Raw genomic sequence first — 25,391 nt, forward strand, 5'->3', positions numbered from 1 at the left:
GACTCGTTTTGTGGGCGGGGGTCATGACAAGGCAGGTAAGAGGGGGCGGTCCCATTCATCTCGGGACTTCTTCGCCGAAAGCAAGGGACGAGCCGACCGACGGCAAACCGGACGAGCCCCATAGGGCTCAACTCCGGCGCAGATTGGGGCGATCCGACCTGCGGGCGGTGCCTGAAGTGAGGGGTGCGCTGCGCGAACTGCTCCGGTCCTGGGGGAGGCCCGGAAGAGCCGAGATAGCCGAGTTGCTGACCAGCGAACTGGTCACGAACGCCCTGGTGCACACCGACCGGGACGCCATCCTGACGGCGACCGTGCGGCCCGGCAGGCTGCGGGTCGAGGTCAGGGACTTCGTGGGGCGCCGCCCGAAGCTGTGCGTGACGAACGCCGACTTCAGCACGCACGGCCGCGGCCTGGTGCTCGTGCAGTCCCTCGCCGACGCGTGGGGCGTGCGGGCGCACGGGGTCGGGAAGGTGGTGTGGTTCGAACTGGACGGCGGCCCGGCCTGAGCCGGGCCGCCGTCCAACTCCCGTCCTGCGCTGCTGACATCAGCCGAACTGTTGCTCCAGATCCTTGAGCTTCTGCTCCAGGGAGTCGAGCCGTGGCAGCGTCTGGGTGTCGTCCTCGGCGGTGAGGTCGACGGTGACGGGTTCAGAGCCGTTCTTCACGGCCTGGAGGGAGGGACGGGAGCGCAGCGGCAGTTGTTCCTGAGGCTGCGCCGCTATGGCAGGGTCCGCGCCGACTTGCGCGGACCCGGCGGCCGGCGCGACCGCCGGCAGGTCGACCTGGCGGCCCTGGCCACGACCGGGGAGGCTGCGGTGGCCGCGGCTGATCGCCTTGAGCTGCGCACGCTCCAGCTTCTCCCGGTCCCTCCTGGTGGTCCGGGTGCGCTCCTTCTCGCGCCGGTCCTCGCGGACCTCCTCGACCGCCTCGTCCAGGGTGCGTACGCCTTCGAGGAGCATCAGCGACCAGGCGCCGAAGGTCTCCCGGGGCGCGCGCAGCCACCGCACGATCCGGATCTGCGGCAACGGCCTTGGCACCAGGCCCTGTTCACGCAGTGCCGCGCGGCGGGTCTGCTTCAGCGCGCGGTCGAAGAGCACCGCGGCCGAAAGCGACATCCCGGCGAAGAACTGCGGGGCGCCCGCGTGGCCGAGGCCCCTGGGCGCGTGCACCCAGTTGAACCACGCCGCCGCGCCCGCGAACGTCCACACCAGGAGCCGCGAGCCGAGGGCCGCGTCACCGTGACTCGCCTCGCGCACCGCGAGTACGGAGCAGAACATCGCCGCGCCGTCGAGCCCGAACGGGACCAGGTACTCCCAGCCGCCGGTGAGGTTGAGGTTCTGGCGGCCGAAGCCGACCAGGCCGTGGAAGGAGAGTGCGGCGGCGACCGCCGCACAGCAGAACAGCAGAACGTACGAGGCCGTTCCATAGACGGCTTCCTTGCGCCTGCGGCGCTCCTCGCTGCGTTCCCAGGTGTCGTCGCTGGAGGCACCGGCGGCCGCCTTCTGCCCGGCGCGCTTGCCGCGTGCGAGTACCGCCACCGCCACCAGCATGCCCAGGAGCAGGACGCCACCCGGAAGCAGCCAGTCCAGCGATATGTCGGTCAGTCTCATCTGGGGTCCCTTGCGTCGCGGTAGGGCGTTCGGGCGCAATAGTGACCCAATCCCGATGGCCCCCAGAGGGGTTTCGGCGCAAGAGAACGCCAAGGGGGGTGCAAAGGGGTGCGGCGCGCGCCGTTTTGCTCGAACTCAAGGCCCGGCAAGGGGAGTTGAGTTCGATTAAACGGACACGAAAGGGTGGTTCAAGGGGGAGGGGCTGCGGTTTCGGCGGGGAGCGGGGCTCCGGTCAGGCCGCCGCGGCGGCACTGAGGCGCTCGACGCGCTCCGCGTCACAGGTGCGCGGGCAGGTCACGCAGGTGTCCTCGGGGCGCAGCGTGTAGAACATGCAGCAGCTCGCGCGGTCGCGCGTCGGCAGGGACTCGCCGTTCGGCCCCCGCAGCTCACGGAAGCCCGCCGTCCCCACGTACGGCTTGGTGGCGCCCGGAAGCAGCCGTTCGAGCTCGGCCGTGGCGCGCTGCTCCTCGCCGAGGAGATGGGCGATGTACCAGAGCCCCTCGACGATCTCGTCCGTCGCGACGCTCCACAGGGCGCGCGAGCGGCGCCGCATCCGGGGCCCGAAGGCGTCGAGAAGCGGTCCCAGATGCTCGGCGACGGCGGCCCGCACCTCCCCGCGCAGCGCCTCCTCGTCCGGCACGACGCGGGCGCCGGGCAGTGAGGCGGCCGGATCGTCCGGCAGACAGGCGAAACCCGTGCTGCGGACGGCCAGACGGCCGAGGGTGCGCTGGAAGGAGACGTTCTGTACGGGGTAGCGGGGCACGCGGCGGTGCAGGAACCACGGCATGGTGATCAGGAGGGTGGCCGGCCAGGCATAGCGGTGCAGCGCGAAGCTGGCGATGACGTCCGGACGCCCCGCCTGTCCGTAGTCCTTCCGTACCTGTGACTCGTCCCACGCCATGAAAGCGTCGAGGTCGGCCCCGCCCTCCGCGAGCCGGGAGGCGGTGACCCAGCCGCCGCCCTGTGGGGCCTGTTCCTCGTCGACGAGCTCGGTCACGCGCAGTCCGGGGAACACCTCGGTGAGGCGTGCGTAGGCGTCCGCGAGGGCGCTCGGGGCGCGCTTCGCCAGGGTGGGAACGGACATAGGGGGACCACCGAATCGCGATCGATTGCAGGTAAGCCTAACCTTACCCGGAATGATCGAGGTTTCAACTGCGGGGCTGTCCGCCTATGGTGCCTCTCGTACCTTTCGGACCGAGCGGACTTTGGGGTGGACCTCGTGGAGCAGGCCAGAGCGCATGACGCGTACCGCCTCGCCGTCCGTGTGCCGGAGCAGGTGCGGGCCTCATCGGCCCCGGCCCCGACCCCGGCATCGCCCCCGGCCCGTGGTGAGCACACCCACGGGGAAGCCGCGGGAGCGGCGGTGCCCGCGCCCCGCAAGACGGTGCAGCGGAACTCGGTCCGCGGACAGATCCTGGACGCCCTGCGGGCCGCGCTCGTCGGGGGCGACCTCGCGCCGGGCGAGGTGTACTCGGCGCCCGTGCTCGGCGAGCGCTTCGGGGTCTCGGCGACTCCCGTGCGCGAGGCGATGCAGCAGCTGGCGATCGAGGGAGCGGTGGAGGTCGTACCGAACCGCGGCTTCCGTGTCACCGAGCGGAGCGCGCGCGAGCTGGGGGAGCTCGCGGAGGTACGGGCGCTGATCGAGGTGCCGGTGATGCTGCGCCTGGCCCGTACGGTGCCCGCGGCGCGGTGGTGCGAGCTGCGGCCGCTCGCGGAGGCGAGTGCGGTGGCGGCGGCGGGCGGGGACCTGGCCCGGTACGCGGAGGCGGACCGGGCGTTTCACGGGGCGGTGCTCGGCCTCTCGGGCAACCAGCAGTTGGTGCAGGTGGCGGATGACTTGCACCGCCGGTCGCAGTGGCCCCTCGTGAGCGGCCCCGTCCATGCCCGCCGCGCGGATCTCGTCGCCGACGCGGCGGAGCACATGGCGCTCCTGGAGGCGTTGGTCGCCCAGGACCTGGGGGTCGTGCAGTCCTTGGTGCGGGAGCACTTCGCGGGGGCCGAGGGCTGAGGTTCGGCTGCGCCGAAGCCTTGCGCGCCGTCATCACCGGCTTCGCCGAGTTCGTCCTCCATCGCCGGACGGGCTCGAACATCCGGCCCGTCCGGCGATCGAGGACAGTGCCCCTGCCTCAAGCCGCCGGTGCCGGCGGCGACAACTGCTGCGCCAGCCACGACGGCACCCCGCCCATCAACCGGAACAGCCGCGCGGCCTCGGCCCGCAGGCGCCCCGCCTCAGGCTCCGGCTCGGCATCGGCCAGAGCCGCGAGCGCGGGCGCCGTACCCACCAGATACCCCAGCTCCTCCCGGATCCGCAGCGACTCCGCGAACCCGTGCCGCGCCTCCGCCAACTCGCCCTCCCTCAGGGCGAGTCCGGCCAAGTGGCGCCAGGTGAACGAGAGCAGCAGAGGATCCGAGTGCGCCGTCGCCCCCGCATGCGCCCGCCGGTAGGCGGCCCGCGCCGCCTGGGGTGAATCCGCGATGTGCTCGGCGATGAGACCCCGCCGGAAGTCGAGGAGCGGTCGCCCCGAAGCGTTCGGGGCAAGGAGCGCCGCGGCCCGTCCAAGCGCCGTACGCGCCTCGTCCGCCCGGTCCCGCACGGCGAGCACCGTGGACGCGTACGCCAGCTGACCGCGCTCGCACGCCGCGGCCCCGCGGTCGTCGTCCTCCACGGCCTGCGCCTCCGCCGTACGCAGTCCGTCCTCGGCCTCGGCCCAGCCCTCCCCCGTGAACAGGCACCGCTCCACCAGGAGTGAGGTTCGCTGGAGCGCTGCCGCGGGCCCCTCCCGTGAGGCGAGCAGTGCGGCCGCGTCGGTCCAACAGCCGCGCGAGCGCAGCCGCCATACCGCGGTCTGGAGTGGATCGTCCCCTGCAGTCGTTCCGGAACCAGACATGGCGGTATGCGCCACGTTGCCCTCCCCGAGCACGCCATTGAGCTGTTGAGTCGTGGGCGCATCTCAGCATGGATCGGCTCATGCGGCCAAGAGGCTGGGTGAAAGAATTCACAAAGGGCGGACCATGAAAGGGGTTTGACCGAGGCCGCTCGCGTCAGCTCATCCGCAGTGCCAGGAAGAAATCGAGCTTGTCCTCGAGCCGCGAAAGGTCACGACCCGTCAACTGCTCGATACGGCCCACCCGGTAGCGCAACGTGTTGACGTGCAGGTGGAGACGGGCCGCGCACCGCGTCCACGAACCGTCGCAGTCGAGGAACGCCTCAAGGGTCGGAATGAGCTCCGCCCGGTGGCGCCGGTCGTAGTCCCGCAGCGGGTCCAGGAGCCGGGCCGTGAACGCCCGGCGCACGTCGTCCGGGACGAAGGGCAGCAGCAGGACGTGCGAGGCCAGCTCCTGGTGGCCCGCCGCGCAGACCCGACCCGGACGCGCAGCCGCCACCCGGCGGGCGTGCCGCGCCTCCTCCAGGGCGCCGCGAAGACCCTCCGCCGAGTGCACGGACGCGCTGACGCCGAGCGTGAGGCGCCCGTCGCCGTCGAGGCCCGCCGAGAGCGGGTCGCGGACGGACTCCAGGAGCGAATCGGCGAGGAGGCCCGTTTCCGAGCCGTCGTGCTCCGAGGAGACCGCGGGCAGCGGCACGAGCGCGATGGCCTCGTCACCCGTATGGGCCACCGCGATGCGGTCGGACGGTTCGGGGCCCGCCGAGAGGGGATCGACGAGGATCTCCTCCAGGAGGGACTGGGCCACGGGGCCGCCCTCGATCTCGCCGCCGTCCCACTCGACGCGGGCCACCACGACCTGCCAGTGCGGTGCCGCGCCCAGGCCCGGAAGCAGCACGGGGGCCGCGACCCGCAGGCGCGCCGCGATCTCCGCCGGGGCCGCGCCCGTCTGGACCAGTTCGAGGACCTCCTGCGCCAGCCTGCGCCGCACCGTGCGGGCGGCATCGCGCCGGTCCCGCTCCACCGCGATCAGCTGGGTGACGCCCTGCAGCAGGTCGAGCCGCTCCTCGGGCCAGTCGCCCGCGTCCGCCTCGACCGCGAGGAGCCAGTCCGAGAGGACCGTCTCGCGCACGTCACGCAGGGCAGCCGTGCTCGCCGCCGTCGCGGCGGAAGCCGAACCGCGCCCGCTGCTCCGGATGGGGAACAGGGAGTACGCCGTGCCGTCCACCTGGACCCGGTGCGGGCCGCGGCGCCCTGTGCGGGCGGCGGCCAGGTGCTCGGCCGCCAGGCGCGCGCACACCGCCGTGGAGAGGGCGGGGCCCGCCGCGCTCGACCCCGCGATGGCGCGGCCCGCGGGGGACAGGACCCAGGCCCGCAGATCCAGGTCGGTGCCGAGCAGGTCGAGGACGACGTCGGGGCCGCCGCCCGTCGGGCCCGAGGTCATCAGGCGGCGGTGCCGGTCGACGACGGCAGCCAGATCACCGGCCCGCTCGCCGGAGACCTGGCGGACGACGTGCTCGGTGATCGTCGCGAAGGCGACCCGCTCGTTCACCGCGAACAGGGGCAGGCGGTGCCGCGCGCAGGCCTCGACGATGTCGTCGGGGATGTCGCCCAGCTCGGCCTCGCCCGCGGCGAGGGCCGCCACCCCGGCGCTCGCGAGGAGGCGTACGAAGGGTTCCGTGTCCGATGCGTCGCGGCGCCAGGCGAGGCCCGTCAGGACCAGCTCGCCGCCCGCGAGGTAGCGGCTGGGGTCGCGCAGGTCCGTGGTCATCACGCCACGCACGGTGCGGTCGAGCTCTTCCTCACCGCCGAGCAGCCGCAGGCCCAGCGCGTCGGTGTCAAGGAGTGCGCGCAGCCGCATGGTGGTCGCCGCCGATCTTGTCTCGAATGGGATGTACAGACAGTCCAGGTCTGTCGACTCTCCGTCGACCCGGGCCCCCGTGTCCTGGGGTGCCTCCGGTTTCCAGGGGGATTCCGCGAGGTTGCTGAGGCCCGTTCTTCATACGAATCTACAAGACGCGCGCCTTGGCCAGCCAACTCCTTCATGGTTTCGGTGACTGACCGCAGCGGACGGCGGGGCGGTGTACTTGCCCCACTCCGCGTTAACAGCACATGAACGAGCAGTCGAGGGACGAATGGCCCGAGTGGCCGGAACGAAGTCCCCCGAAGCGAACGACCCACGAAGAAGAAGAGAGCCTCATGGACTTCCTTCGCCCCGCCAGCTGGGAGGAGGCGCTCGCCGCTAAGGCCGAGCACCCCACCGCTGTGCCGATTGCGGGTGGCACCGATGTGATGGTCGAGATCAACTTCGACCACCGTCGTCCCGAGTACCTGCTCGACCTCAACCGCGTCGCCGAGCTGCGCGAGTGGTCGGTGGGCGAGGAGACGGTCCAGCTGGGCGCCTCGGTTCCGTACACCCAGATCATGGAGGAGCTGCGCACGGAGCTCCCCGGTCTGGCGCTCGCCTCGCACACGGTCGCATCCCCGCAGATCCGCAACCGCGGCGGCGTCGGCGGCAACCTCGGCACCGCGTCCCCGGCCGGAGACGCCCACCCGGCTCTCCTCGCCGCCGACTGCGAGGTCGAGGTGGAGTCCGTACGCGGCTCCCGCCTCATCCCGATCGACGACTTCTACACTGGTGTCAAGCGCAACGCGCTCGCCGCCGACGAGCTGATCAAGTCCGTCCACATCAAGAAGGCGGACGGCCCGCAGCAGTACTCGAAGGTCGGCACCCGCAACGCGATGGTCATCGCCGTGTGCGCCTTCGGCATCGCCCTGCACCCCGAGACCCGGACCGTACGGACCGGCATCGGTTCCGCCGCCCCGACCCCGATCCGGGCGAAGGCCGCCGAGGAGTTCCTCAACGCGGCGCTCGAAGAAGGCGGCTTCTGGGACAGCAAAAAGATCATCACCCCCTCGATCGCCAAGCAGTTCGCGGAGCTCGCCTCCGGTGCCGCCAACCCGATCGACGACGTCCGCGGCACGGCGAACTACCGCCGGCACGCCGTCGGCATCATGGCCCGCCGCACGCTCGGCTGGACCTGGGAGTCGTACCGCGGCAACGGCCGCAGCACTGAGGGAGTCGCATAATGCGCGTGAACTTCACGGTCAACGGCCGTCAGCAGGAAGCCGACGACGTCTGGGAGGGCGAGTCCCTTCTCTACGTCCTGCGTGAGCGCATGGGGCTCCCGGGCTCCAAGAACGCCTGTGAGCAGGGCGAGTGCGGTTCGTGCACCGTCCGTCTCGACGGCGTGCCGGTGTGCTCGTGCCTGGTCGCCGCCGGTCAGGTACAGGACCGAGAGGTCGTCACCGTCGAGGGCCTTGCGGACTACGCCAAGCACCGCGAGGACTCCCACCCGGGCGGCGCCTGCGGCTCCGTCTGCGGCGGTACCAGCCTCCAAGAGGCCCGCCAGTGGCAGGCCAAGGGAACGGACGGCCAGACCGGTGAGGGCGGCGAACTCTCCCCGATCCAGCAGGCGTTCATCGACGCCGGCGCCGTCCAGTGCGGTTTCTGCACCCCCGGTCTCCTCGTCGCGGCCGACGAGCTGCTCGAGCGCAACGCCTCGCCGTCGGACGCCGACATCCGTGAGGCGCTCTCCGGCAACCTCTGCCGCTGCACCGGTTACGAGAAGATCCTGGACGCGGTCCGCCTGGCGGCCGCCCGTCAGGAAGAGACGGTCTGATCATGGCTGGAACCAAGACCACCACGGGCGCGCCCACCGAAGTCACCCAGAAGCACAACAAGGGCGGCATCGGCGAGTCCACGCTCCGCCCGGACGGCACCCTGAAGGTCACCGGCGAGTTCGCCTACTCCTCGGACATGTGGCACGAGGACATGCTGTGGGGCCAGACGCTCCGCAGCACCGTGGCGCACGCCGAGATCGTGTCGATCGACACCGTCGAGGCGCTCAAGACGCCGGGCGTCTACGCCGTTTTGACGTACGACGACCTGCCGGCCGAGATGAAGAACTACGGCCTGGAGATCCAGGACACCCCGGTGCTCGCCCACGGCAAGGTCCGTCACCACGGTGAGCCGGTCGCCCTCGTGGCCGCCGACCACCCGGAGACCGCCCGCCGTGCCGCCGCGAAGATCGTCATCGAGTACAAGGAACTGCCCGTCATCACCGACGAGGCATCGGCGACCGCTCCGGACGCCGTCCTCGTCCACGAGGGCCGCAGCGACGAGTACATCGAGCACGTCCCGCACCCCAACATCGTGCACAACCAGCCGATCATCCGGGGCAACGCCGAAGAGGCGGCCAAGAAGGCCGACTTCATCGTCAAGGGCGAGTACACCTTCGGCATGCAGGACCAGGCCTTCCTCGGCCCGGAGTCCGGCCTCGCCGTACCGGCCGAGGACGGCGGCGTCGACCTGTACGTCGCCACGCAGTGGCTGCACTCCGACCTCGAACAGATCGCCCCGGTCCTCGGTCTTCCCGAGGACAAGGTGCGCATGACGCTCTCCGGCGTCGGCGGCGCGTTCGGCGGCCGTGAAGACATCTCGATGCAGATCCACGCCTGCCTCCTTGCGCTGCGCACCGGCAAGCCGGTCAAGATCGTCTACAACCGCTTCGAGTCCTTCTTCGGCCACGTGCACCGCCACCCGGCGAAGCTCTACTACGAGCACGGCGCCACCAAGGACGGCAAGCTCACGCACATGAAGTGCAAGATCGTCCTGGACGGCGGCGCCTACGCGTCGGCATCCCCGGCGGTCGTGGGCAACGCCTCGTCCCTGTCGGTCGGTCCGTACGTGATCGAGGACGTCGACATCGAGGCGATCGCCCTCTACTCCAACAACCCGCCCTGCGGCGCGATGCGCGGCTTCGGCGCCGTCCAGGCCTGCTTCGCCTACGAGGCCCAGATGGACAAGCTCGCCGACAAGGTGGGCATGGACCGGGTCGAGTTCCGCCAGCTCAACGCCATGTCGCAGGGCACGCTCCTGCCGACAGGACAGCCGGTCGACTCGCCGGCCCCGGTCGCCGAGATCCTGCGCCGCGTCAAGGCCCGCCCGCTGCCGCCCGAGCGCCAGTGGGAGTCCAGCGAGGGCGCCGACGTCCGCGCGCTGCCCGGCGGACTCTCCAACACCACGCACGGCGAAGGCGTCGTCCGCGGCGTCGGCTACGCGGTCGGCATCAAGAACGTCGGCTTCTCCGAGGGCTTCGACGACTACTCCACCGCCAAGGTGCGCATGGAGGTCATCAATGGCGAGCCGGTCGCGACCGTGCACACCGCGATGGCGGAGGTCGGCCAGGGCGGCATCACCGTCCACGCGCAGATCGCCCGCACCGAGCTCGGCGTCCAGCAGGTGACCATCAACCCCGCCGACACCCAGGTGGGCAGCGCCGGTTCGACGTCCGCGTCCCGTCAGACGTACGTCACCGGTGGCGCGGTCAAGAACTCCTGCGAGCTCGTCCGCGAGAAGGTCCTGGAGATCGGCCGCCGCAAGTTCGGCTCGTACCACCCCGCGTGGGCCACCGCCGAACTCCTCCTTGAGGGCGGCAAGGTCGTCACCGACGGCGGCGAGGCCCTCGCGGACCTGGCCGAGCTGCTCGAAGGCGAGAGCGTCGAGGTCGAGGCCGAGTGGCGGCACCGTCCGACCGTGGCCTTCGACAAGAAGACCGGTCAGGGCAACGGCCACGTCCAGTACTCGTTCGCCGCGCACCGCGCGGTCGTCGAGGTGGACACCGAGCTCGGCCTGGTCAAGGTCATCGAGCTCGCCACCGCCCAGGACGTCGGCAAGGCGCTGAACCCGCTCTCCGTGGTCGGCCAGATCCAGGGTGGTACCACCCAGGGCCTGGGCGTCGCGGTGATGGAGGAGATCATCGTCGACCCGAAGACCGCGAAGGTGCGCAACCCCTCCTTCACGGACTACCTCATCCCGACCATCCTCGACACGCCGACCATCCCTGTCGACGTGCTCGAACTGGCCGACCCGAACGCGCCCTACGGCCTTCGCGGCATGGGCGAGGCCCCGACCCTCTCGTCCACCCCGGCCGTCCTCGCGGCGATCCGGAACGCGACGGGTCTGGAGCTGAACAGGACGCCGGTACGACCCGAACACCTCACCGGCACCTGATCCCACGATCTCTCCGGGCGGTGCGTGCCTCCCAGGAACGTCACACTTCCGTCAGCCCGCGCCGCCCGGAGAACACCAGTACCGCACCGCTCGCGGTCTCGCAGCACCCACAGCAGTACCCAGCAGCACCCACGCTCTTCGGAGCCCCAGTTCGTCTCGGGCCGTCCCCCGGGTCGTGCGCCCAACGCAGCATCCCAAATCCCGCAGTCTCCACAGGCCCGACCCTTTATGAACAGCCTGTTGCGGGTGCCCCTTTGAACCTTGGGAGTTAGGCACCATGACCCAGCAGTCAACGGAGCCGAAGACCACGGCAGAGGACGCGGGCAACGGCTCGCGCGTCCCGGCCGGCAGGTCCTGGCTCGACCGGTATTTCCACATAACCCACAGAGGATCGACGGTCGGCAGGGAGGTGCGTGGCGGCATCACCACCTTCATGGCGATGGCCTACATCATCCTTCTGAACCCCGTGATCCTCTCGGTGCCCGATGCCACGGGACACCGGCTCGACGGTGATCAGCTGACCACCGCCACCGTCTTCGCGGCGGCCGCCACCACCATCGTCATGGGCATCCTCGGCAATGTGCCGCTGGCCCTCGCGGCGGGACTCGGTGTCTCCGCCGTCATGGCCTTCCAGGTCGCCCCGGAGATGACCTGGGGCAACGCGATGGCGATGTGCATCATCTATGGCGTCATCATCATCCTGCTGGTCCTGACCGGTCTGCGGACCCTGATCATGGACGCGATTCCCCTGGCGTTGAAGCACGCCATCACCATGGGCATCGGCATGTTCGTCACGCTGATCGGCCTGGTCCAGGCGGGCTTCGTCACCTCCATGCCGTCCAAGTACGGCGACATGGGCGCGAAGCCGATCCAGATGGGCATCGACGACAAGCTCATCGGCTGGCCCGTCCTCTGCTTCGCCGTCACCGTCCTGCTGATCTTCGTGCTCCAGGTCCGCAAGGTTCCGGGCGCGATCCTCATCGGCATCGTCGGCGGCACCGTGTTCGCCGCGATCGTCAACCAGGTCGCGGGCATGAGCGAGAAGGACTGGGGCCTGAACGCCCCGGAGCTGAACGGCTCCATCGCTTCCACCCCTGACTTCGGCCTCTTCGGCGAGGTGTCCTTCAGCGGGATCGGCGACATCGGCGGCATCACCGTGGGTGTCATCGTCTTCACCCTGGTCCTCGCGGGCTTCTTCGACGCCATGGGCACCATCATCGGCATCGGCCAGCAGGCCAACCTCGCCGACAAGGACGGCAAGATGCCGGGTCTGAACAAGGCCCTGGCGATCGACGGTGCGGGTGGCGTCGTCGGCGGTTTCGCCGGTGCCTCCGGCCAGACCGTCTTCGTCGAGTCCACCGCGGGCGTCGGCGACGGCGCGCGCACCGGCTTCGCGAGCGTGGTCACCGGCCTCGCCTTCGCGCTGTGCCTCTTCTTCACCCCGCTCGCGCAGCTCATCCCGACGCAGGTCGCCGCCGCCGCGCTCGTCGTCATCGGCGCGATGATGCTGAGCAACGCCCGGCACATCGACTGGACCGACCAGGCCACCGCCATTCCGGTGTTCCTGACCACCGTCCTGATGCCGTTCACGTACTCCATCACGGTGGGTATCGCGGCCGGTGTCATCGCCCACGTCCTGATCAAGGCCGCCCAGGGCAAGGTCCGTGAGATCGGCTGGCTGATGTGGGTGCTCGCGCTCGTGTTCCTGGCCTTCTTCGCGCTCCATCCGATCGAGAACTGGATGGGCGTCAAGTAGCCGCCCATCCTGTAACCACACACCCGTAAGGAGACGGACATGCTGGACATCGCCGAAGAGTTGAACCGGTGGGTCGAGCAGGGACGCGCCTTCGCCGTCGCCACCGTGGTGGCGGTCGGCGGCAGCGCGCCCCGGCAGCCCGGTGCGGCCCTGGCCGTCGACTCCGACGGCACGGCGATCGGCTCCGTCTCCGGCGGGTGTGTGGAAGGCGCCGTCTACGACCTGTGCCAGCAGGCGCTCGAAGACGGCGAGAGCGTCCTTGAACGCTTCGGATACAGCGACGAGGATGCCTTCGCCGTGGGTCTGACCTGCGGCGGGGTCATCGACATCCTCGTCACCCCGGTCCGCGCGGACTCCACCGCGCGGCCGGTTCTCGCGTCCGCGCTCGCCGCGGCCGCGTCGGGCGAGGCCGCGGCCGTCGCCCGCGTCACCGCCGGACCCGCGGAACTCGTGGGCCGTGCTCTTCTCGTACGTTCCGACGCCGAGGCCGCTCATGAGGGCGGGCTCGGCGGACATCCCGAGCTCGACCGCACCGTGGCGGGCGAGGCGCGCGCCATGCTGGACGCGGGCCGCACCGGCACGGTGGAGATCGGCGAGGACGGCTCGCGCTGCGGGCAGCCGCTCACGGTCCTCGTCGAGTCCAGCGTCCCGCCGCCCCGCATGATCGTGTTCGGCGCGATCGACTTCGCGTCGGCGCTCGTCAAGGTCGGCACGTTCCTCGGCTACCGCGTGACCGTCTGCGACGCCCGGCCCGTGTTCGCGACGGCGGCGCGCTTCCCCGACGCCGACGAGATCGTCGTCGAGTGGCCGCACAAGTATCTGGAGCGGACCGAGGTCGACGGGCGCACCGTGCTCTGCGTGCTCACCCACGACGCCAAGTTCGACGTGCCGCTGCTCGAACTGGCCCTGCGTCTGCCGGTCGCCTACGTGGGCGCGATGGGATCGCGCCGCACCCATCTGGAGCGCAACGAACGGCTCCGTGAAGTCGGAGTCAGCGAACTGGAGTTGACCCGCCTGCGCTCGCCCATCGGACTCGACCTGGGTGCGCGCACTCCGGAGGAGACGGCCCTTTCGATCGCCGCGGAGATCGTCGCGAACCGCCGGGGCGGCAGCGGCGTATCGCTGACCGGTGCGCACACGCCGATCCACCACGACGGCTCGCGGCGCCCCGCGGGTCGTATCGGGTCCGTGGCCTGAGACCCGTCCGCATCCCAGGGATCCGCCGCCCGAGGTCCACGGGCTCGCCCCTCATTCCTGCTACGTTGCGTCACAAATTGGCCACTTTATGACGCAATGGGAGCATGTGTGAAGGTCGCCTGCGTCGGCGGCGGTCCCGCCGCCCTGTATCTCTCCATCCTGCTCAAGCGGCAGGACCCGTCCCACGACATCACCGTCCATGAGCGGAACCCGGCCGGGTCGACGTACGGCTGGGGGGTCACCTACTGGGGCGGCCTGCTCGAGAAACTCCGCGCCGGCGACCCCGAGTCCGCGCGCGCCATCAGCGAGCACTCGGTGCGCTGGAGCGACGGCGTCGCGTACGTCGGCGACCGCACGACCGTCAACCACGGCGACGAGGGTCACGGCATCGGGCGCCACCGCCTGCTCGACATCCTCGCCACGCGGGCCCGCTCCCTGGGCGTACGCGTCGAGTTCGAGAGCGAGATCACGGACGCGGCCCAGCTGCCCGACGCCGATCTGGTCGTCGCGGGCGACGGTGTGAGGAGCGTGCTGCGCGAGCGCCACGCGGACCACTACGGCGCGGAGGTCGCGCTCGGCCGGAACAAGTACATCTGGCTCGGCACCACCAAGGTCTTCGACTCCTTCACCTTCGCCTTCGTGGAGACCGCGCACGGCTGGATCTGGTGCTACGGCTACCGCTTCAGCGACGAGCAGAGCACTTGCGTCATCGAGTGCTCTCCGGAGACCTGGACGGGCCTCGGCCTGCACGAGGCGAGCGAGGCCGACGGCCTCGCCCTCCTGGAGCGGCTCTTCGCGGGACCGCTTGACGGGCACCGCCTGATCGGCCGCGCGCAGTCCGACGGCAGCGCGCAGTGGCTCAACTTCCGGACGCTGACCAACCGGACCTGGCACCGCGGCAACGTCGTCCTGCTCGGCGACGCCGCGCACACCACGCACTACTCCATCGGCGCGGGCACGACGCTCGCCCTGGAGGACGCGATGGCACTGGCGGGCGCGCTGCGGGGGAGCCCGGAGCTCGGCACCGCCCTCGCGCGCTACGAGCGGGAGCGCAGGTCCGCCCTCCTGTCCGTCCAGAGCGCGGCCCGCTACAGCGCCCAGTGGTACGAGAACCTGCCGCGCTACATCGGCCTCGAACCGGCGCAGATGTTCGCGCTCCTCGGCCAGCGCCACTCGCCGCTGCTTCCGCACATCCCGCCGCAGCTGTACTACCGAATCGACCGCGCGGCCGAGCAGTTGGAGCCGCTGCGGAGGATGAAGCGGTGGCTGGGGCCGCGGGTCGCGCGGACGCTGCACGGGCGGGCGCAGGCTTCGCGGGACTGAGTCGCGGGACCGTCGCGGGACTGAGCCGCGGGACCGAGCCGCAGGTTCCGCGGGGCTCACTCGGGGCTCACGCGGGGGAGGGGGCGACCCCTAGGATGATCTTGATCTTGAACTTGACGTCCGTCCCCTCCCCCCATGGCAGGTGCCCCTCCATGTCGCAGTCATCTGTGCCGCAACAGGCCATAACGATCGACCCCGCAGGCCGCGACCTCCACGGGGAGGCGGACCGGCTGCGGCAGCACGGTTGCGCCGCCCTGGTCGAACTCCCCGACGGCATAAGGGCCTGGGCCCCGACGCAGTACGACGTACTGAAGCAACTCCTGGCCGACGAGCGGGTGTCGAAGGATCCGCACCAGCACTGGCCCGCCTGGATCGACGGCCGGTTCCGCGAGACCTGGGTCAACTCCTGGGTGGGCGTGACGAACATGTTCACCGCGTACGGCTCGAACCACCGCCGGCTGCGGAAACTGGTGTCGCCCGCGTTCACCAAACGGCGTACGGACGCGCTGCGTCCGCGCATCGAGGAGCTGACGGCGGGGCTGCTCGACGCGATGGAGAAATCCGCGGACGGGGCGGTGGACCTGCGGGCCGCCTACGCCCATCCGCTGCCGATGCAGGTCATCTGCGAGCTGTTCGGTCTTCCGGAGGACCGGCAGGCGGACACGGCCCGCCTCGTCGAGTCGATCATGGACACCACCTCAACTCCCGAGCAGGCCGCGGCCACTTGGCAGGAAGTGCATCTGCTGCTCGCCGGTCTGGTGGCCCACAAGCGGGCCGAGCCCGGGGACGACATGACGAGCGTCCTGATCGCGACCCGGGACGAGGAGGGCTCGGCGCTCACCGAGGCCGAGTTGATCGACACGCTGCTCCTGGTCATCGGGGCGGGGCACGAGACGACGGTCAACCTCATCGGCAACGCGGTGCACGCGCTCCTGAGCCACCCCGATCAGCTGGCGCGGGTGCGCGGCGGTGAGGTGCCGTGGAGCGATGTCATCGAGGAGACGCTGCGCTACGCGCCGTCGATCGCCAACCTGCCGCTGCGGTACGCCGTTTCGGACATCGAGCTGCCCGACGGGACCGTCATCGCGCGGGGCGACGCGATCCTCGCCGCGTACGGGGCCGCGGGCCGCGACCCGCTGCGGCACGGCGCCACCGCGGGGCAGTTCGACGTCGGCCGCGTCGACAAGGAGCACCTCGCCTTCGGTCACGGGGTGCACTACTGCGTGGGGGCGCCGCTGGCCCGCCTGGAGGCGGGGGTGGCACTGCCCGCGTTGTTCGAACGGTTCCCGGAGCTGCGCCTGGACGCCGATGCGGGGAGCGCGTCACCGGTGGGCTCGTTCATCGGGGACGGCTTCGCCTCGATTCCCGTGCTCCTGAGGTGAGTTGGCTGCGGCCCCGCCCTGCCGGACGGGCAGGTCGGGCCCCCTGACATCCGCGGTCATGGCCGTCGTCAGCCCCCGTCACGCGAAGGGGCGGGGCGGGGGAGAGGAGAGCAGCCCGTCCACCGCCCGCCCGAACATCCACCGGGCGGCAGCCACGAGCACCCCGTCGAAGACCCGCGGCAGCCACCGCACGCGCAGGTCCTCACGCCAGGCGACCGCCGAACCGGTCCCCGCCCGGGGTGACACCTCGATCTCCGCCCACCCGGTGACGAAGGACCCCCGCTTCTCGAGCCGGCACAGGCCCCCGCCGTCGGCGGCCGGGCGCCACGTCACGACCTCCATCACGTCGTCGAAGCCGACGGGACCGAGCGCGCTGCGGGCGACGAACACCGTCCCCTCGCCACTGGGCGGCGGCGTCCGGACGGTCACCCGCGTCAGCGGGACCACGTCGGCGTGCCGCTCCCACGCGGTGAGCCGGCGCCAGACCTCGCCGGCGGGCAGGGACGATTCCCGGTCGATACGGAAGAGAGCCACACGGCGATCCTGCCAGGCCCCGGAGGCGAAACGCGCCTGCTACGGGCGGTAGATCTTGCCGGGCTCGGCCTTGCCGGGCGCGAGCAGCTGGGGCACGGTCACGAAGACGTAGCCGCGCTTCTTCAGCTCGTCGATGATGCCGGGCACCGCGGGCACCGTCCCCTTGTAGATGTCGTGCAGCAGGATGATGCCGTCCCGCTGGGTCTGATCGATGACGCGCTTTTGGATCAGGGCGGAGTCGTTGGTCGTGTAGTCCTTGGCCGTCACGCTCCACAGGACCTCCGAGAGGCCCTCCTCGCGCGAGATCTCGTTCACGTCGGGGTTGGTGCGTCCCTGCGGCGGGCGCATCAGCGTCGGCTTGTGGCCGATCAGCTTCTCTATCGCCTCGTTGGGCTTGCGCAGCTCCTCGCGTGCCTCGTCCGGCGTGATGTCGGTGAGGATCTTGTGCGACCAGGTGTGGCTCGCGACCTCGTGCCCCTCGGCCGCCATGCGCTTCACGAGCTCGGGGTGCTTGGCTATGTGGTTCTTGCCGAGCAGGAAGAAGGTGGCGGGCACCTTCTCCTCCTTGAGGATGTCGAGCAGCCGCGGCGAGTTCTCGCTCGGCCCCGCGTCGAACGTCAGGGCCACGCACTTCGCCTTGCGGCAGTCGACCGTGCCGAGCTGCGCCTGGCTCTTGAGGCTCACGGCCGCCGCGTCCTTGCGGGCGGAACTGGGTGACGTGGTGTCCACCTTCGTGCATCCGGTCAGTGCGACGGCCATGACCACGGAGGTCATGACCGTCATCACAGAGGCGCGACGGAACCCTTGGGCGGATCGCTTCATCTTGCTTTTCACGGCGAGCATGTTGTTTTTCGCAGCAGGCATGCCCGCACTATACATAGCGTGTATACGCGGTGTGTATAGAGGGGTCGCCGCAGCGCGCCCGGGTCCGTGACCAGGAGTAGGTCTGTGTGCTCTAGCGGCCGCCTGCCAGACCGCTCATCCAGGCCTCGACCGCCGCGGCACCGCGCGGCAGCCCCGCAGAGAGGTTTTCGTTGCCGTCGGCCGTGACGAGGATGTCGTCCTCGATGCGGACCCCGATGCCCCGGTACTCCTCGGGCACGGTGAGGTCGTCCGGCTGGAAGTACAGGCCGGGTTCGACGGTGAGCACCATGCCTTCTTCGAGTATGCCGCCGACGTACTCCTCGGTGCGGGCCTGGGCGCAGTCGTGGACGTCGAGGCCGAGCATGTGGCCCGTGCCCGCCATGGTGAAGCGACGCTGCAGGGCGAGCTCGAAGACCCGCTCCGGGTCGCCTTCGAGGAGGCCCCACTCGACGAGCTTGTGCGCGAGGTACCGCTGCGCGGCGTCGTGGAAGTCGCGGTACGCGGCGCCCGGCTTCACCGAGGCGATGCCCGCCTCCTGTGCCTCGAACACCGCGTCGTAGATCTTGCGCTGCAGCGGGGTGAAGGTGCCGTCGATGGGGAGCGTGCGGGTCACGTCGGCGGTGTAGAGGGTGTGGGTCTCCACGCCCGCGTCCAGGAGGAGGAGTTCGCCGGGGCGCACGGGCCCGTCGTTCTGCTCCCAGTGCATGATCGTGGCGTGCTCGCCCGCCGCGCAGATCGAGCCGTAGCCGATGTGGTTGCCCTCCAGGCGGGCGCGGCGGAAGAAGGTGCCCTCGATCCAGCGCTCCGACGTGGCGACGGCGGTGGCCAACTCCCTTACGACATCGGTGAATCCACTGACCGTCGAGTCGACCGCCTTGCGCAGCTCGCCGATCTCCCAGTCGTCCTTGACCAGGCGCAGGCCCGAGAGCGCCTCCACCAGTTCGGCGTCGCGCTCCTCGTCGGTCGTCACGGCCGCTTCGAGCGCCGCGTCGTGGCCGCGCACGATGCGGGTCGGCACGTCGGGCGATGCGGCGAGCTCGGCGGGGGCGTCGCGGACGTCACGGCAGGGCAGGCCGAGGAGCAGCTCGGACTCGGCGAGGCTGCGCCTGCGGCCCATCCACAGCTCGGCCGTCATGCCGATCCAGAACTCGTTGCTGTCCCGGCTGTCGCGGGGGAGTTGGTAGAGGTGCGCGTCGTGGCCGCCGTCCTGCCCGGTGCGCGGTTCGAGGACCAGGGCGCAGTCCCTCGCCTGGTCGCCGGTCATGTGGACGTACGCGGAGTAGGGGCGGAAGGGGTAATGGCTGTCGTTCGAGCGGGTCTTGAGCTTCCCCGAGGGAATCACCAGGCGCTCGCCCGGGAACAGCGCGGACAGGGCGGCGCGGCGGCGTGCCGCGTGCGGGGCCTGCTCGGCCGGGCGCAGGTCGCGCTGCTCGGTGTCGGCCCAGCCGGTCCTCATCAGGGCGGACAGCTCGTCGGAGATCTCGGAGTAGAGGCCGTTCTTGCGCACGTTGGGCCTGCTGGGCTTCTCGGATGCCTGGGGCTTCTCGGACTTGGTCATGGGGTTCACCCTTCCCTCCCCGTTCCGGGGCTCGTGACGGAGTGCTCGGTCGCGGTTCCGTCAGCGTAGAGACCCTTGGCCCGTAAGGGAACATGTGACATAGTACTGGCGTGACAAAGCGGCTGACCTGCGATGTTGTGGTAGTCGGCGCCGGGATGGTGGGCGCCGCCTGTGCCCTGTACGCGGCGCGGGCCGGGCTGTCCGTCGTCCTGGTGGACCGCGGTCCCGTGGCCGGCGGCACGACCGGATCCGGCGAGGGGAACATCCTCGTCTCCGACAAGGAACCGGGCCCCGAGCTCGAACTGGCCCTGCTCTCCGCCCGGTTGTGGACGGAACTGACGGCCGATCAGGATGTGCGCACGAGCGTCGAGTTCGAGGCCAAGGGCGGCGTCGTCGTGGCGTCGTCCGGTGAAGGGCTCGCGGCGCTGGAGGAGTTCGCATCCGGGCAGCGCGAAGCCGGTGTCGACGCGCGGGCCGTCGGGGCGGACGAACTGTACGAGCTGGAGCCGCACCTCGCCCCCGGCACGGCGGGTGGCGTCCACTACCCGCAGGACTGTCAGGTGATGCCGTCCCTGGCCGCTGCCCAACTGGTGCGCATGGCGCGGTCGTTGGGTGCGGGACTGCGTACGGGCTGTACCGTCACGGCCGTGCTGCGGACCGCGGGCGGCGAGGTGCGCGGGGTCCGCACGGACCAGGGGGAGATCCACGCCCCGTACGTCGTGAACGCCGCGGGCACCTGGGGCGGCGATCTCGCCGCCCTCGCCGGAGCCGACCTGCCCGTGCTGCCGAGGCGCGGCTTCGTCCTCGTCACGGAACCGCTGCCGCGCATGGTCCGCCACAAGGTGTACGCCGCCGACTACGTGGCCGACGTGGCCAGCGGATCCGCCGCGCTCCAGAAGTCGCCGGTGGTCGAGGGCACGGCCGCGGGGCCGATCCTGATCGGCGCGAGCCGCGAACGGGTCGGCTTCGACCGCTCCTTCTCGCTGCCGGTCATGCGGGCCCTCGCGGCCGGGGCGACCCGGCTCTTCCCGTTCCTGGAGGGCGTCCGCGCGATGCGTGCGTACGTGGGCTTCCGCCCCTACATGCCGGACCACCTCCCCGCCGTCGGCCCTGACGCCCGGGTGCCGGGGCTCATCCACGCCTGCGGGCACGAGGGGGCGGGGATCGGTCTGGCCGCGGGGACGGGCCACTTGATCGCCCAGGTCCTGAGCGAAGCCACCCCGGACCTCGACCTCACCCCATTCCGCCCCGACCGTTTCGCCGACCGCACGCCCGAGGAGGCGTCATGAGCAAACGCACCCCCCTGAACCTGGTCCGCGCCCACCCGGGTCCGCCGCACACGGTCACGTTCGACGGCCGCGAGATCCCGGCCCTGCCGGGCCAGACGGTGGCCGCCGCGCTCTGGTCGTCGGGCATCACCGCCTGGCGGACCACGCGACGCGAGGGCGAGCCGAGGGGAGTCTTCTGCGGGATCGGGGTCTGCTTCGACTGCCTGGTGGAGGTCAACGGGCGGCCGAATCAACGGGCTTGCCTGATCCCGGCGGCACCCGGAGACGAGATCCGGACGCAGCACGGCAGCGGTCACGGCAGCGGTCACGGCGTCGATCACGGCGGGGAGGCGGGGGAGTGGCGATGAGTGCTTCTCCGGTGCTTGCGGTGATCGGCGCGGGCCCCGCGGGCCTCGCGGCGGCGCTCGCCGCGGCTCGGCGCGGTGTGCGGGTGACGGTGCTCGACTCGGCCGCGCAGGCGGGCGGCCAGTTCTACCGTCAGCCCGCCGGGGCGCTCGGGGCGCGACGCCCGAAGGCGCTGCATCATCAGTGGCGCACGTGGGAGCGGCTGCGGGACGGGCTCGCGGAAGAGGTCGCCGCGGGCCGCATCATGCACTTGACGGAGCATCATGTCTGGTTCGTGGAACGCCACTTCGAGGGCGGGCAGCCTCGGCGGCGGTCGGCATCGGGGTCCGGACACCGGAGCTCCGGTGCGTCGGGCGGTGATGCGGCGCGTGTGTCCGAGGGGCAGTGGTCTGACGCGGGGGCGGACGAGGGAGCCTGGGCGGCGGCTCCCACCCTGGCTTCGGCTGCCGGGTCTGCTGAGGCCGCTGGGGCCACTGAGTCCGCCGGGTCCGCCCCGTCGGGCGGTGCCGCTACGCGCCCGTCCGGTCGGGGGTCGCCCGGAGCGGGGACCGGTCGGGCCGCGGGCTCAGCCCCCGACTCGGCTTCGTCCACCGCACCCGATGGCGGCGGGCGCCGCTTCACCGTGCACGCGCTTCTCGGGCCCGGCCAAGAGCAGTCCGTGGCCGTGCACGCCGATGCCGTGCTGCTCGCGACCGGGGGGTACGAGAAGGTCCTGCCGTTCCCCGGCTGGACCCTGCCCGGTGTGGTCACCGCCGGGGGTGCGCAGGCCATGCTCAAGGGAGGTCTCGTGCTTCCGGGGCGCATCGCCGTCGTGGCCGGGACCGGGCCGCTGCTCATGCCCGTCGCCGCCGGGCTCGCGGCTGCCGGGGCCGAAGTGGCCGCCCTGGTCGAGTCCGCCGACCCGAAGGCTTTCGTGCGGCACGCGGCCACCCTCGCCGCCCATCCGGACAAGGTGGTCGAGGGGGCGCGGTATGCCGGTCAACTGCTGTGCCACCGCGTTCCGTTGCTCTCGCGCCACACCGTCGTCGAAGCGCACGGCAAGGACGCGCTCGAAGCGGTGACCATCGCCGCGCTCGACCCGGCGGGGCGCGTCAGGCCCGGCACCGAGCGGCACATCCCCTGCGACACCCTCGCCGTCGGGCACGGCATGCTGCCGCACACCGATCTCGCCGAGGGGCTCGGCTGCCGCGTCGAGGGCCTGAACGTCGCCGTCGACGCCGAGCAGCGCACCGACGTCCCCGGCGTCTGGGCCGCGGGCGAGACCACCGGCATCGGCGGAGCCGCACTCTCGCTCGCCGAGGGACACATCGCCGGACGCTCGGCCGCCGCCCGGCTCCGGGGCACCACGCCCGACCCGCGCGCTTGGGTCGCCGCCGCCAAGTCACGTACGAACATGCGGGAGTTCGGGGCCGCCATCGCCGCCGTGTACGTGCCGCCCGCGCACTGGGGCGAGCAGCTCCGCGACGACACCCTCGTCTGCCGCTGCGAGGAGGTCCCGGCGTCGGCGGTGCGCGAGGCCGTCGACGAGCTCGGGGCCACGGACGCGCGGTCCGTGAAACTCCTGACCCGGGCCGGCATGGGCTGGTGCCAGGGCCGGATGTGCTCGGCCGCCGTCGCCGGGCTCGCCGGATGCGAGGAGGGTTCCGCGCGGCGGCCCTTCGCCCGACCGGTCCCCCTCGGCGTGCTCGCAGGGACCGTTGACGATGACGCCCGAGCTGATGTCGATGCCGACGTGGACGCCGAGGGCCCCTCCTAGCCACACCTCCGTACCGCACGTGAACCGCACCGCACCGCAACGAAGGGACCCGCCCATGACCACCCCCGCCGACCGTCCCCGCCCCTGGCACGGCGTCCTCGTCGCCACCGCGCTCCCGCTGAACGACGATCTCTCCGTCAACCACGGCAAGTTCGCCGAGCACTGCACCTGGCTCGTCGAGCACGGCTGCGACGGCGTTGTGCCCAACGGATCACTCGGTGAGTACCAGGTGCTGACCCCGGAGGAGCGCGCCAAGGTCGTGGAGACCGCCGTCTCGGCCGTCGGCGGGGAGCGCGTCATGCCCGGCGTCGCCGCGTACGGCTCCGCCGAGGCCCGCCGCTGGGCCGAGCAGGCCAAGGACGCGGGCTGCGCCTCCGTGATGCTCCTTCCGCCGAACGCCTACCGCGCCGACGACCGCTCCGTCCTCGCGCACTACGAGGAAGTGGTCAAGGCGGGTGTTCCGGTCGTCGCGTACAACAACCCCATCGACACCAAGGTCGACCTGGTGCCCGAACTCCTCGCCAAGCTGCACGCCGAGGGGTACGTGCACGCGGTCAAGGAGTTCTCCGGAGACGTACGGCGTGCCTACCGCATCGCCGAACTCGCCCCGGACCTCGACCTGTTGATCGGCGCCGACGACGTCCTGCTCGAACTCGCCGTCGCGGGCGCCAAGGGCTGGATCGCGGGCTACCCGAACATGCTGCCCGCCGCGTGCGTCGCGCTCTACCGCGCCGCCGTGGCCGGCGACCTGGGTACGGCGGGCCAGCTCTACCGGCAGCTCCACCCGCTGCTCCGCTGGGACTCCAGGCCCGAGTTCGTCCAGGCCATCAAGCTGTCCATGGACATCGCCGGGCGCCATGGCGGCCCCTGCCGCCCGCCCCGAGTGCCGCTGCTGCCCGAGCAGGAGAAGGCGGTGCGCACCGCCACCGAACGAGCCATCGCCGCCGGGCTCGCCTGAACCTCCTCCTCCCCTCCCGCGTTGGACTCGTACGAAAGGCACCGCACATGCGCAGCAAACTCGTCCTGCACGCGGTCGACTCGCACACCGAAGGCATGCCGACGCGGGTGATCACCGGCGGCATCGGCACCGTCCCCGGCGCGACGATGAACGAGCGCAGGCTCCACTTCCGTGAGCACCGCGACGACATCAAGCAGCTCCTGATGAACGAACCGCGCGGCCACGCGGCGATGAGCGGCGCGATCCTGCAGCCGCCCACCCGGCCCGACTGCGACTACGGCGTGATCTACATCGAGGTCTCCGGCTATCTGCCGATGTGCGGGCACGGCACGATCGGCGTCGCCACCGTCCTCGTCGAGACCGGAATGGTCGAGGTCGTCGAGCCGGTGACCACCATTCGTCTCGACACCCCGGCGGGCCTCGTCGTCGCCGAGGTCGCCGTCGAGGGCGGTGCGGCGAAGTCCGTCACGCTGAAGAACGTGCCGTCCTTCGCCGTCGCCCTGGACCGCAAGATCACCCTGCCGGACGGCCGTTCGGTGACGTACGACCTGGCCTACGGCGGCAACTTCTACGCGATCCTGCCCCTGGAGGAGTTCGGCCTGCCCTTCGAGCGCGGGCGCAAGGACGAGATCCTCGCGGCGGGCCTCTCGCTCATGGAGGCGATCAACGCCGAGGGCGAGCCCGTGCACCCCGAGGACCCGTCCATCCACGGCTGCCACCACGTCCACCTCTACGCGCCCGGCGCCACCGCCCGCCACTCCCGGCACGCGATGGCCATCCACCCAGGCTGGTTCGACCGCTCGCCGTGCGGCACCGGGACGAGCGCGCGCATGGCCCAACTGCACGCGCGCGGCGCGCTGCCGCTGGACACCGAGTTCGTCAACGAGTCCTTCATCGGCACCCAGTTCAGCGGGCGTCTCCTAGGCACCACCGAGGTCGCGGGCACGCCCGCAGTGCTGCCCAGCTTCACCGGACGCGCCTGGGTGACCGGCACCGCGCAGTACCTCCTCGACCCGGACGACCCCTTCCCCGCGGGGTTCGTCCTCTAGGACCTGCTGGGATACTCATGGCACGTGACATTGCACCCAGGTGACATTGCACCCACGTGCCATCGCACCCACGTGACCTAGCACCCACGTGCCATCGCACCAAGGAGGAACCGCCCCCATGTCCGCCAAGGGCAACCGCGCTCCGTCCGCAGCCCCTGCCGCGCTGCCCAGCCTCGGCGGGACGCGCAGCAGCTACCGCGAGCGGGTCGCGGACGCGCTCCGCGCCGCGCTCATCGCGGGCGAGCTGCGGGCAGGCGAGGTCTACTCGGCGCCCACCCTCGCCGTGCGCTTCGGCGTCTCCGCCACCCCGGTGCGCGAGGCCATGCTCGACCTCGCCAAGGAAGGGCTCGTCGACACGGTCCCGAACAAGGGCTTCCGGGTCACCGCGGTCTCCGAGAAGCAGCTCGACGAGTACAAGCACATCCGCGCGCTGATCGAGATCCCGACCACGGCGGAGCTCGCCACGTCGGCGGACCCCGCCGCACTCGAAGCGCTGCGGCCCGCCGCGCAGGCGATCGTCACCGCGGCGGCGGACGGCGACCTCATCGCGTACGTGGAGGCCGACATCCGCTTCCACCTCGGTCTGCTCGCCCTCTGCGGCAACGACCACCTGGTCGAGGTGGTCGGCGACCTGCGCAAGCGCTCCCGTCTGTACGGGCTGCAGGCACTGGTCGACGCCGGTCGTCTGGAGGCGTCGGCCGAGGAGCACCTGGAGATCCTCGACGTGCTGCTCGCCCGTGACGAGGAGGCGGTGCGCGCGGTGATGACCCGCCACCTCGGTCACGTGCGCGGCCTGTGGGCGGCCGACTAGA

At 71.2% G+C, this 25,391-nt stretch carries 22 protein-coding genes; 15 read left to right on the forward strand and 7 right to left on the reverse strand.

The window, feature by feature from the left end; translation table 11 throughout:
• Nucleotides 1–23 precede the first annotated feature (23 nt).
• Entirely contained in the window at nt 24–506 is a 483-nt protein-coding gene (locus tag AC07AG_RS06945; RefSeq protein ID WP_478752656.1) for an ATP-binding protein, read from the forward strand.
• Between the two features lie 39 nt (nt 507–545).
• Here the strand turns inward: AC07AG_RS06945 and AC07AG_RS06950 are convergent, their stop codons facing one another.
• Nucleotides 546–1,610 carry a DUF2637 domain-containing protein gene (locus tag AC07AG_RS06950; protein WP_478752658.1) on the reverse strand — a complete coding sequence of 355 codons (1,065 nt, stop codon included), beginning with the start codon at nt 1,608–1,610 and terminating at the stop codon, nt 546–548.
• A gap of 232 nt (nt 1,611–1,842) precedes the next feature.
• Entirely contained in the window at nt 1,843–2,694 is an 852-nt protein-coding gene (locus AC07AG_RS06955) for a (2Fe-2S)-binding protein (protein WP_478752660.1), read from the reverse strand.
• Nucleotides 2,695–2,874: 180 nt separating this feature from the next.
• On the opposite strand from AC07AG_RS06955, the gene AC07AG_RS06960 reads away from it, so the two are divergent.
• Nucleotides 2,875–3,618, forward strand: a complete 744-nt coding sequence (locus tag AC07AG_RS06960) for a GntR family transcriptional regulator (RefSeq protein WP_478753905.1) — start codon at nt 2,875–2,877, stop codon at nt 3,616–3,618.
• Nucleotides 3,619–3,736: 118 nt separating this feature from the next.
• On the opposite strand, the gene AC07AG_RS06965 is transcribed toward AC07AG_RS06960, so the two are convergent.
• On the reverse strand, nt 3,737–4,498 hold the full coding sequence (locus AC07AG_RS06965) for a hypothetical protein (RefSeq protein WP_361054499.1): 762 nt from the start codon (nt 4,496–4,498) through the stop codon (nt 3,737–3,739).
• 154 nt (nt 4,499–4,652) lie between these two features.
• Nucleotides 4,653–6,353: a PucR family transcriptional regulator gene (locus AC07AG_RS06970; protein WP_478752662.1), complete on the reverse strand. Its 1,701-nt coding sequence runs from the start codon at nt 6,351–6,353 to the stop codon at nt 4,653–4,655.
• Between the two features lie 338 nt (nt 6,354–6,691).
• Here AC07AG_RS06970 and AC07AG_RS06975 point away from each other — a divergent pair, with 338 nt between their 5' ends.
• The 7 genes from AC07AG_RS06975 to AC07AG_RS07005 all read left to right on the forward strand — a co-directional run bounded on the left by AC07AG_RS06975 (nt 6,692) and on the right by AC07AG_RS07005 (nt 16,226).
• Nucleotides 6,692–7,582 carry an FAD binding domain-containing protein gene (locus AC07AG_RS06975; RefSeq protein WP_478752664.1) on the forward strand — a complete coding sequence of 297 codons (891 nt, stop codon included), beginning with the start codon at nt 6,692–6,694 and terminating at the stop codon, nt 7,580–7,582.
• Nucleotides 7,582–8,175, forward strand: coding sequence for a (2Fe-2S)-binding protein (locus AC07AG_RS06980; protein WP_453446676.1), 594 nt, complete (start codon nt 7,582–7,584; stop codon nt 8,173–8,175). Before AC07AG_RS06975 ends, AC07AG_RS06980 begins: the two co-directional genes overlap by 1 nt.
• Nucleotides 8,176–8,177: 2 nt before the next feature.
• A complete protein-coding gene (locus AC07AG_RS06985) occupies nt 8,178–10,568 on the forward strand; it encodes a xanthine dehydrogenase family protein molybdopterin-binding subunit (protein ID WP_478752666.1) in 2,391 nt (796 codons plus the stop codon).
• 277 nt (nt 10,569–10,845) lie between these two features.
• Nucleotides 10,846–12,324, forward strand: a complete 1,479-nt coding sequence (locus AC07AG_RS06990) for an NCS2 family permease (RefSeq protein WP_478752668.1) — start codon at nt 10,846–10,848, stop codon at nt 12,322–12,324.
• A 39-nt stretch (nt 12,325–12,363) separates the two neighbouring features.
• Nucleotides 12,364–13,521: an XdhC family protein gene (locus AC07AG_RS06995; RefSeq protein WP_478752670.1), complete on the forward strand. Its 1,158-nt coding sequence runs from the start codon at nt 12,364–12,366 to the stop codon at nt 13,519–13,521.
• A 108-nt stretch (nt 13,522–13,629) separates the two neighbouring features.
• A complete protein-coding gene (locus AC07AG_RS07000; protein WP_478752672.1) occupies nt 13,630–14,844 on the forward strand; it encodes an FAD-dependent monooxygenase in 1,215 nt (404 codons plus the stop codon).
• A 152-nt stretch (nt 14,845–14,996) separates the two neighbouring features.
• On the forward strand, nt 14,997–16,226 hold the full coding sequence (locus AC07AG_RS07005; protein WP_478752674.1) for a cytochrome P450 family protein: 1,230 nt from the start codon (nt 14,997–14,999) through the stop codon (nt 16,224–16,226).
• A 78-nt stretch (nt 16,227–16,304) separates the two neighbouring features.
• On the opposite strand, the gene AC07AG_RS07010 is transcribed toward AC07AG_RS07005, so the two are convergent.
• The 3 genes from AC07AG_RS07010 to AC07AG_RS07020 all read right to left on the reverse strand — a co-directional run bounded on the left by AC07AG_RS07010 (nt 16,305) and on the right by AC07AG_RS07020 (nt 19,182).
• A complete protein-coding gene (locus AC07AG_RS07010) occupies nt 16,305–16,760 on the reverse strand; it encodes an SRPBCC family protein (RefSeq protein ID WP_478752676.1) in 456 nt (151 codons plus the stop codon).
• 39 nt (nt 16,761–16,799) lie between these two features.
• Nucleotides 16,800–17,543, reverse strand: coding sequence for a polysaccharide deacetylase family protein (locus AC07AG_RS07015; protein WP_478753907.1), 744 nt, complete (start codon nt 17,541–17,543; stop codon nt 16,800–16,802).
• A gap of 172 nt (nt 17,544–17,715) precedes the next feature.
• Nucleotides 17,716–19,182, reverse strand: a complete 1,467-nt coding sequence (locus AC07AG_RS07020) for an aminopeptidase P family protein (protein ID WP_478752678.1) — start codon at nt 19,180–19,182, stop codon at nt 17,716–17,718.
• A 110-nt stretch (nt 19,183–19,292) separates the two neighbouring features.
• On the opposite strand from AC07AG_RS07020, the gene AC07AG_RS07025 reads away from it, so the two are divergent.
• The 6 genes from AC07AG_RS07025 (at nt 19,293) to AC07AG_RS07050 (ending at nt 25,390) form a co-directional block, all read left to right on the forward strand.
• The gene (locus AC07AG_RS07025) at nt 19,293–20,471 is read left to right on the forward strand and encodes an NAD(P)/FAD-dependent oxidoreductase (protein ID WP_478752680.1); all 1,179 of its coding nucleotides are present in this window, start codon (nt 19,293–19,295) and stop codon (nt 20,469–20,471) included.
• Nucleotides 20,468–20,818, forward strand: a complete 351-nt coding sequence (locus tag AC07AG_RS07030; RefSeq protein WP_478752682.1) for a (2Fe-2S)-binding protein — start codon at nt 20,468–20,470, stop codon at nt 20,816–20,818. Before AC07AG_RS07025 ends, AC07AG_RS07030 begins: the two co-directional genes overlap by 4 nt.
• The gene (locus AC07AG_RS07035) at nt 20,815–22,572 is read left to right on the forward strand and encodes an FAD-dependent oxidoreductase (RefSeq protein WP_478752684.1); all 1,758 of its coding nucleotides are present in this window, start codon (nt 20,815–20,817) and stop codon (nt 22,570–22,572) included. The genes AC07AG_RS07030 and AC07AG_RS07035 overlap by 4 nt, the downstream gene beginning before the upstream one ends.
• 55 nt (nt 22,573–22,627) lie before the next feature.
• Nucleotides 22,628–23,530: a dihydrodipicolinate synthase family protein gene (locus AC07AG_RS07040; protein WP_478752686.1), complete on the forward strand. Its 903-nt coding sequence runs from the start codon at nt 22,628–22,630 to the stop codon at nt 23,528–23,530.
• Between the two features lie 47 nt (nt 23,531–23,577).
• On the forward strand, nt 23,578–24,579 hold the full coding sequence (locus AC07AG_RS07045; RefSeq protein WP_478752688.1) for a proline racemase family protein: 1,002 nt from the start codon (nt 23,578–23,580) through the stop codon (nt 24,577–24,579).
• A gap of 118 nt (nt 24,580–24,697) precedes the next feature.
• On the forward strand, nt 24,698–25,390 hold the full coding sequence (locus tag AC07AG_RS07050; RefSeq protein ID WP_478752690.1) for a GntR family transcriptional regulator: 693 nt from the start codon (nt 24,698–24,700) through the stop codon (nt 25,388–25,390).
• The last annotated feature ends 1 nt before the right edge of the window (nt 25,391 follow it).

This window comes from Streptomyces sp. NPDC044044, from assembly GCF_056434405.1.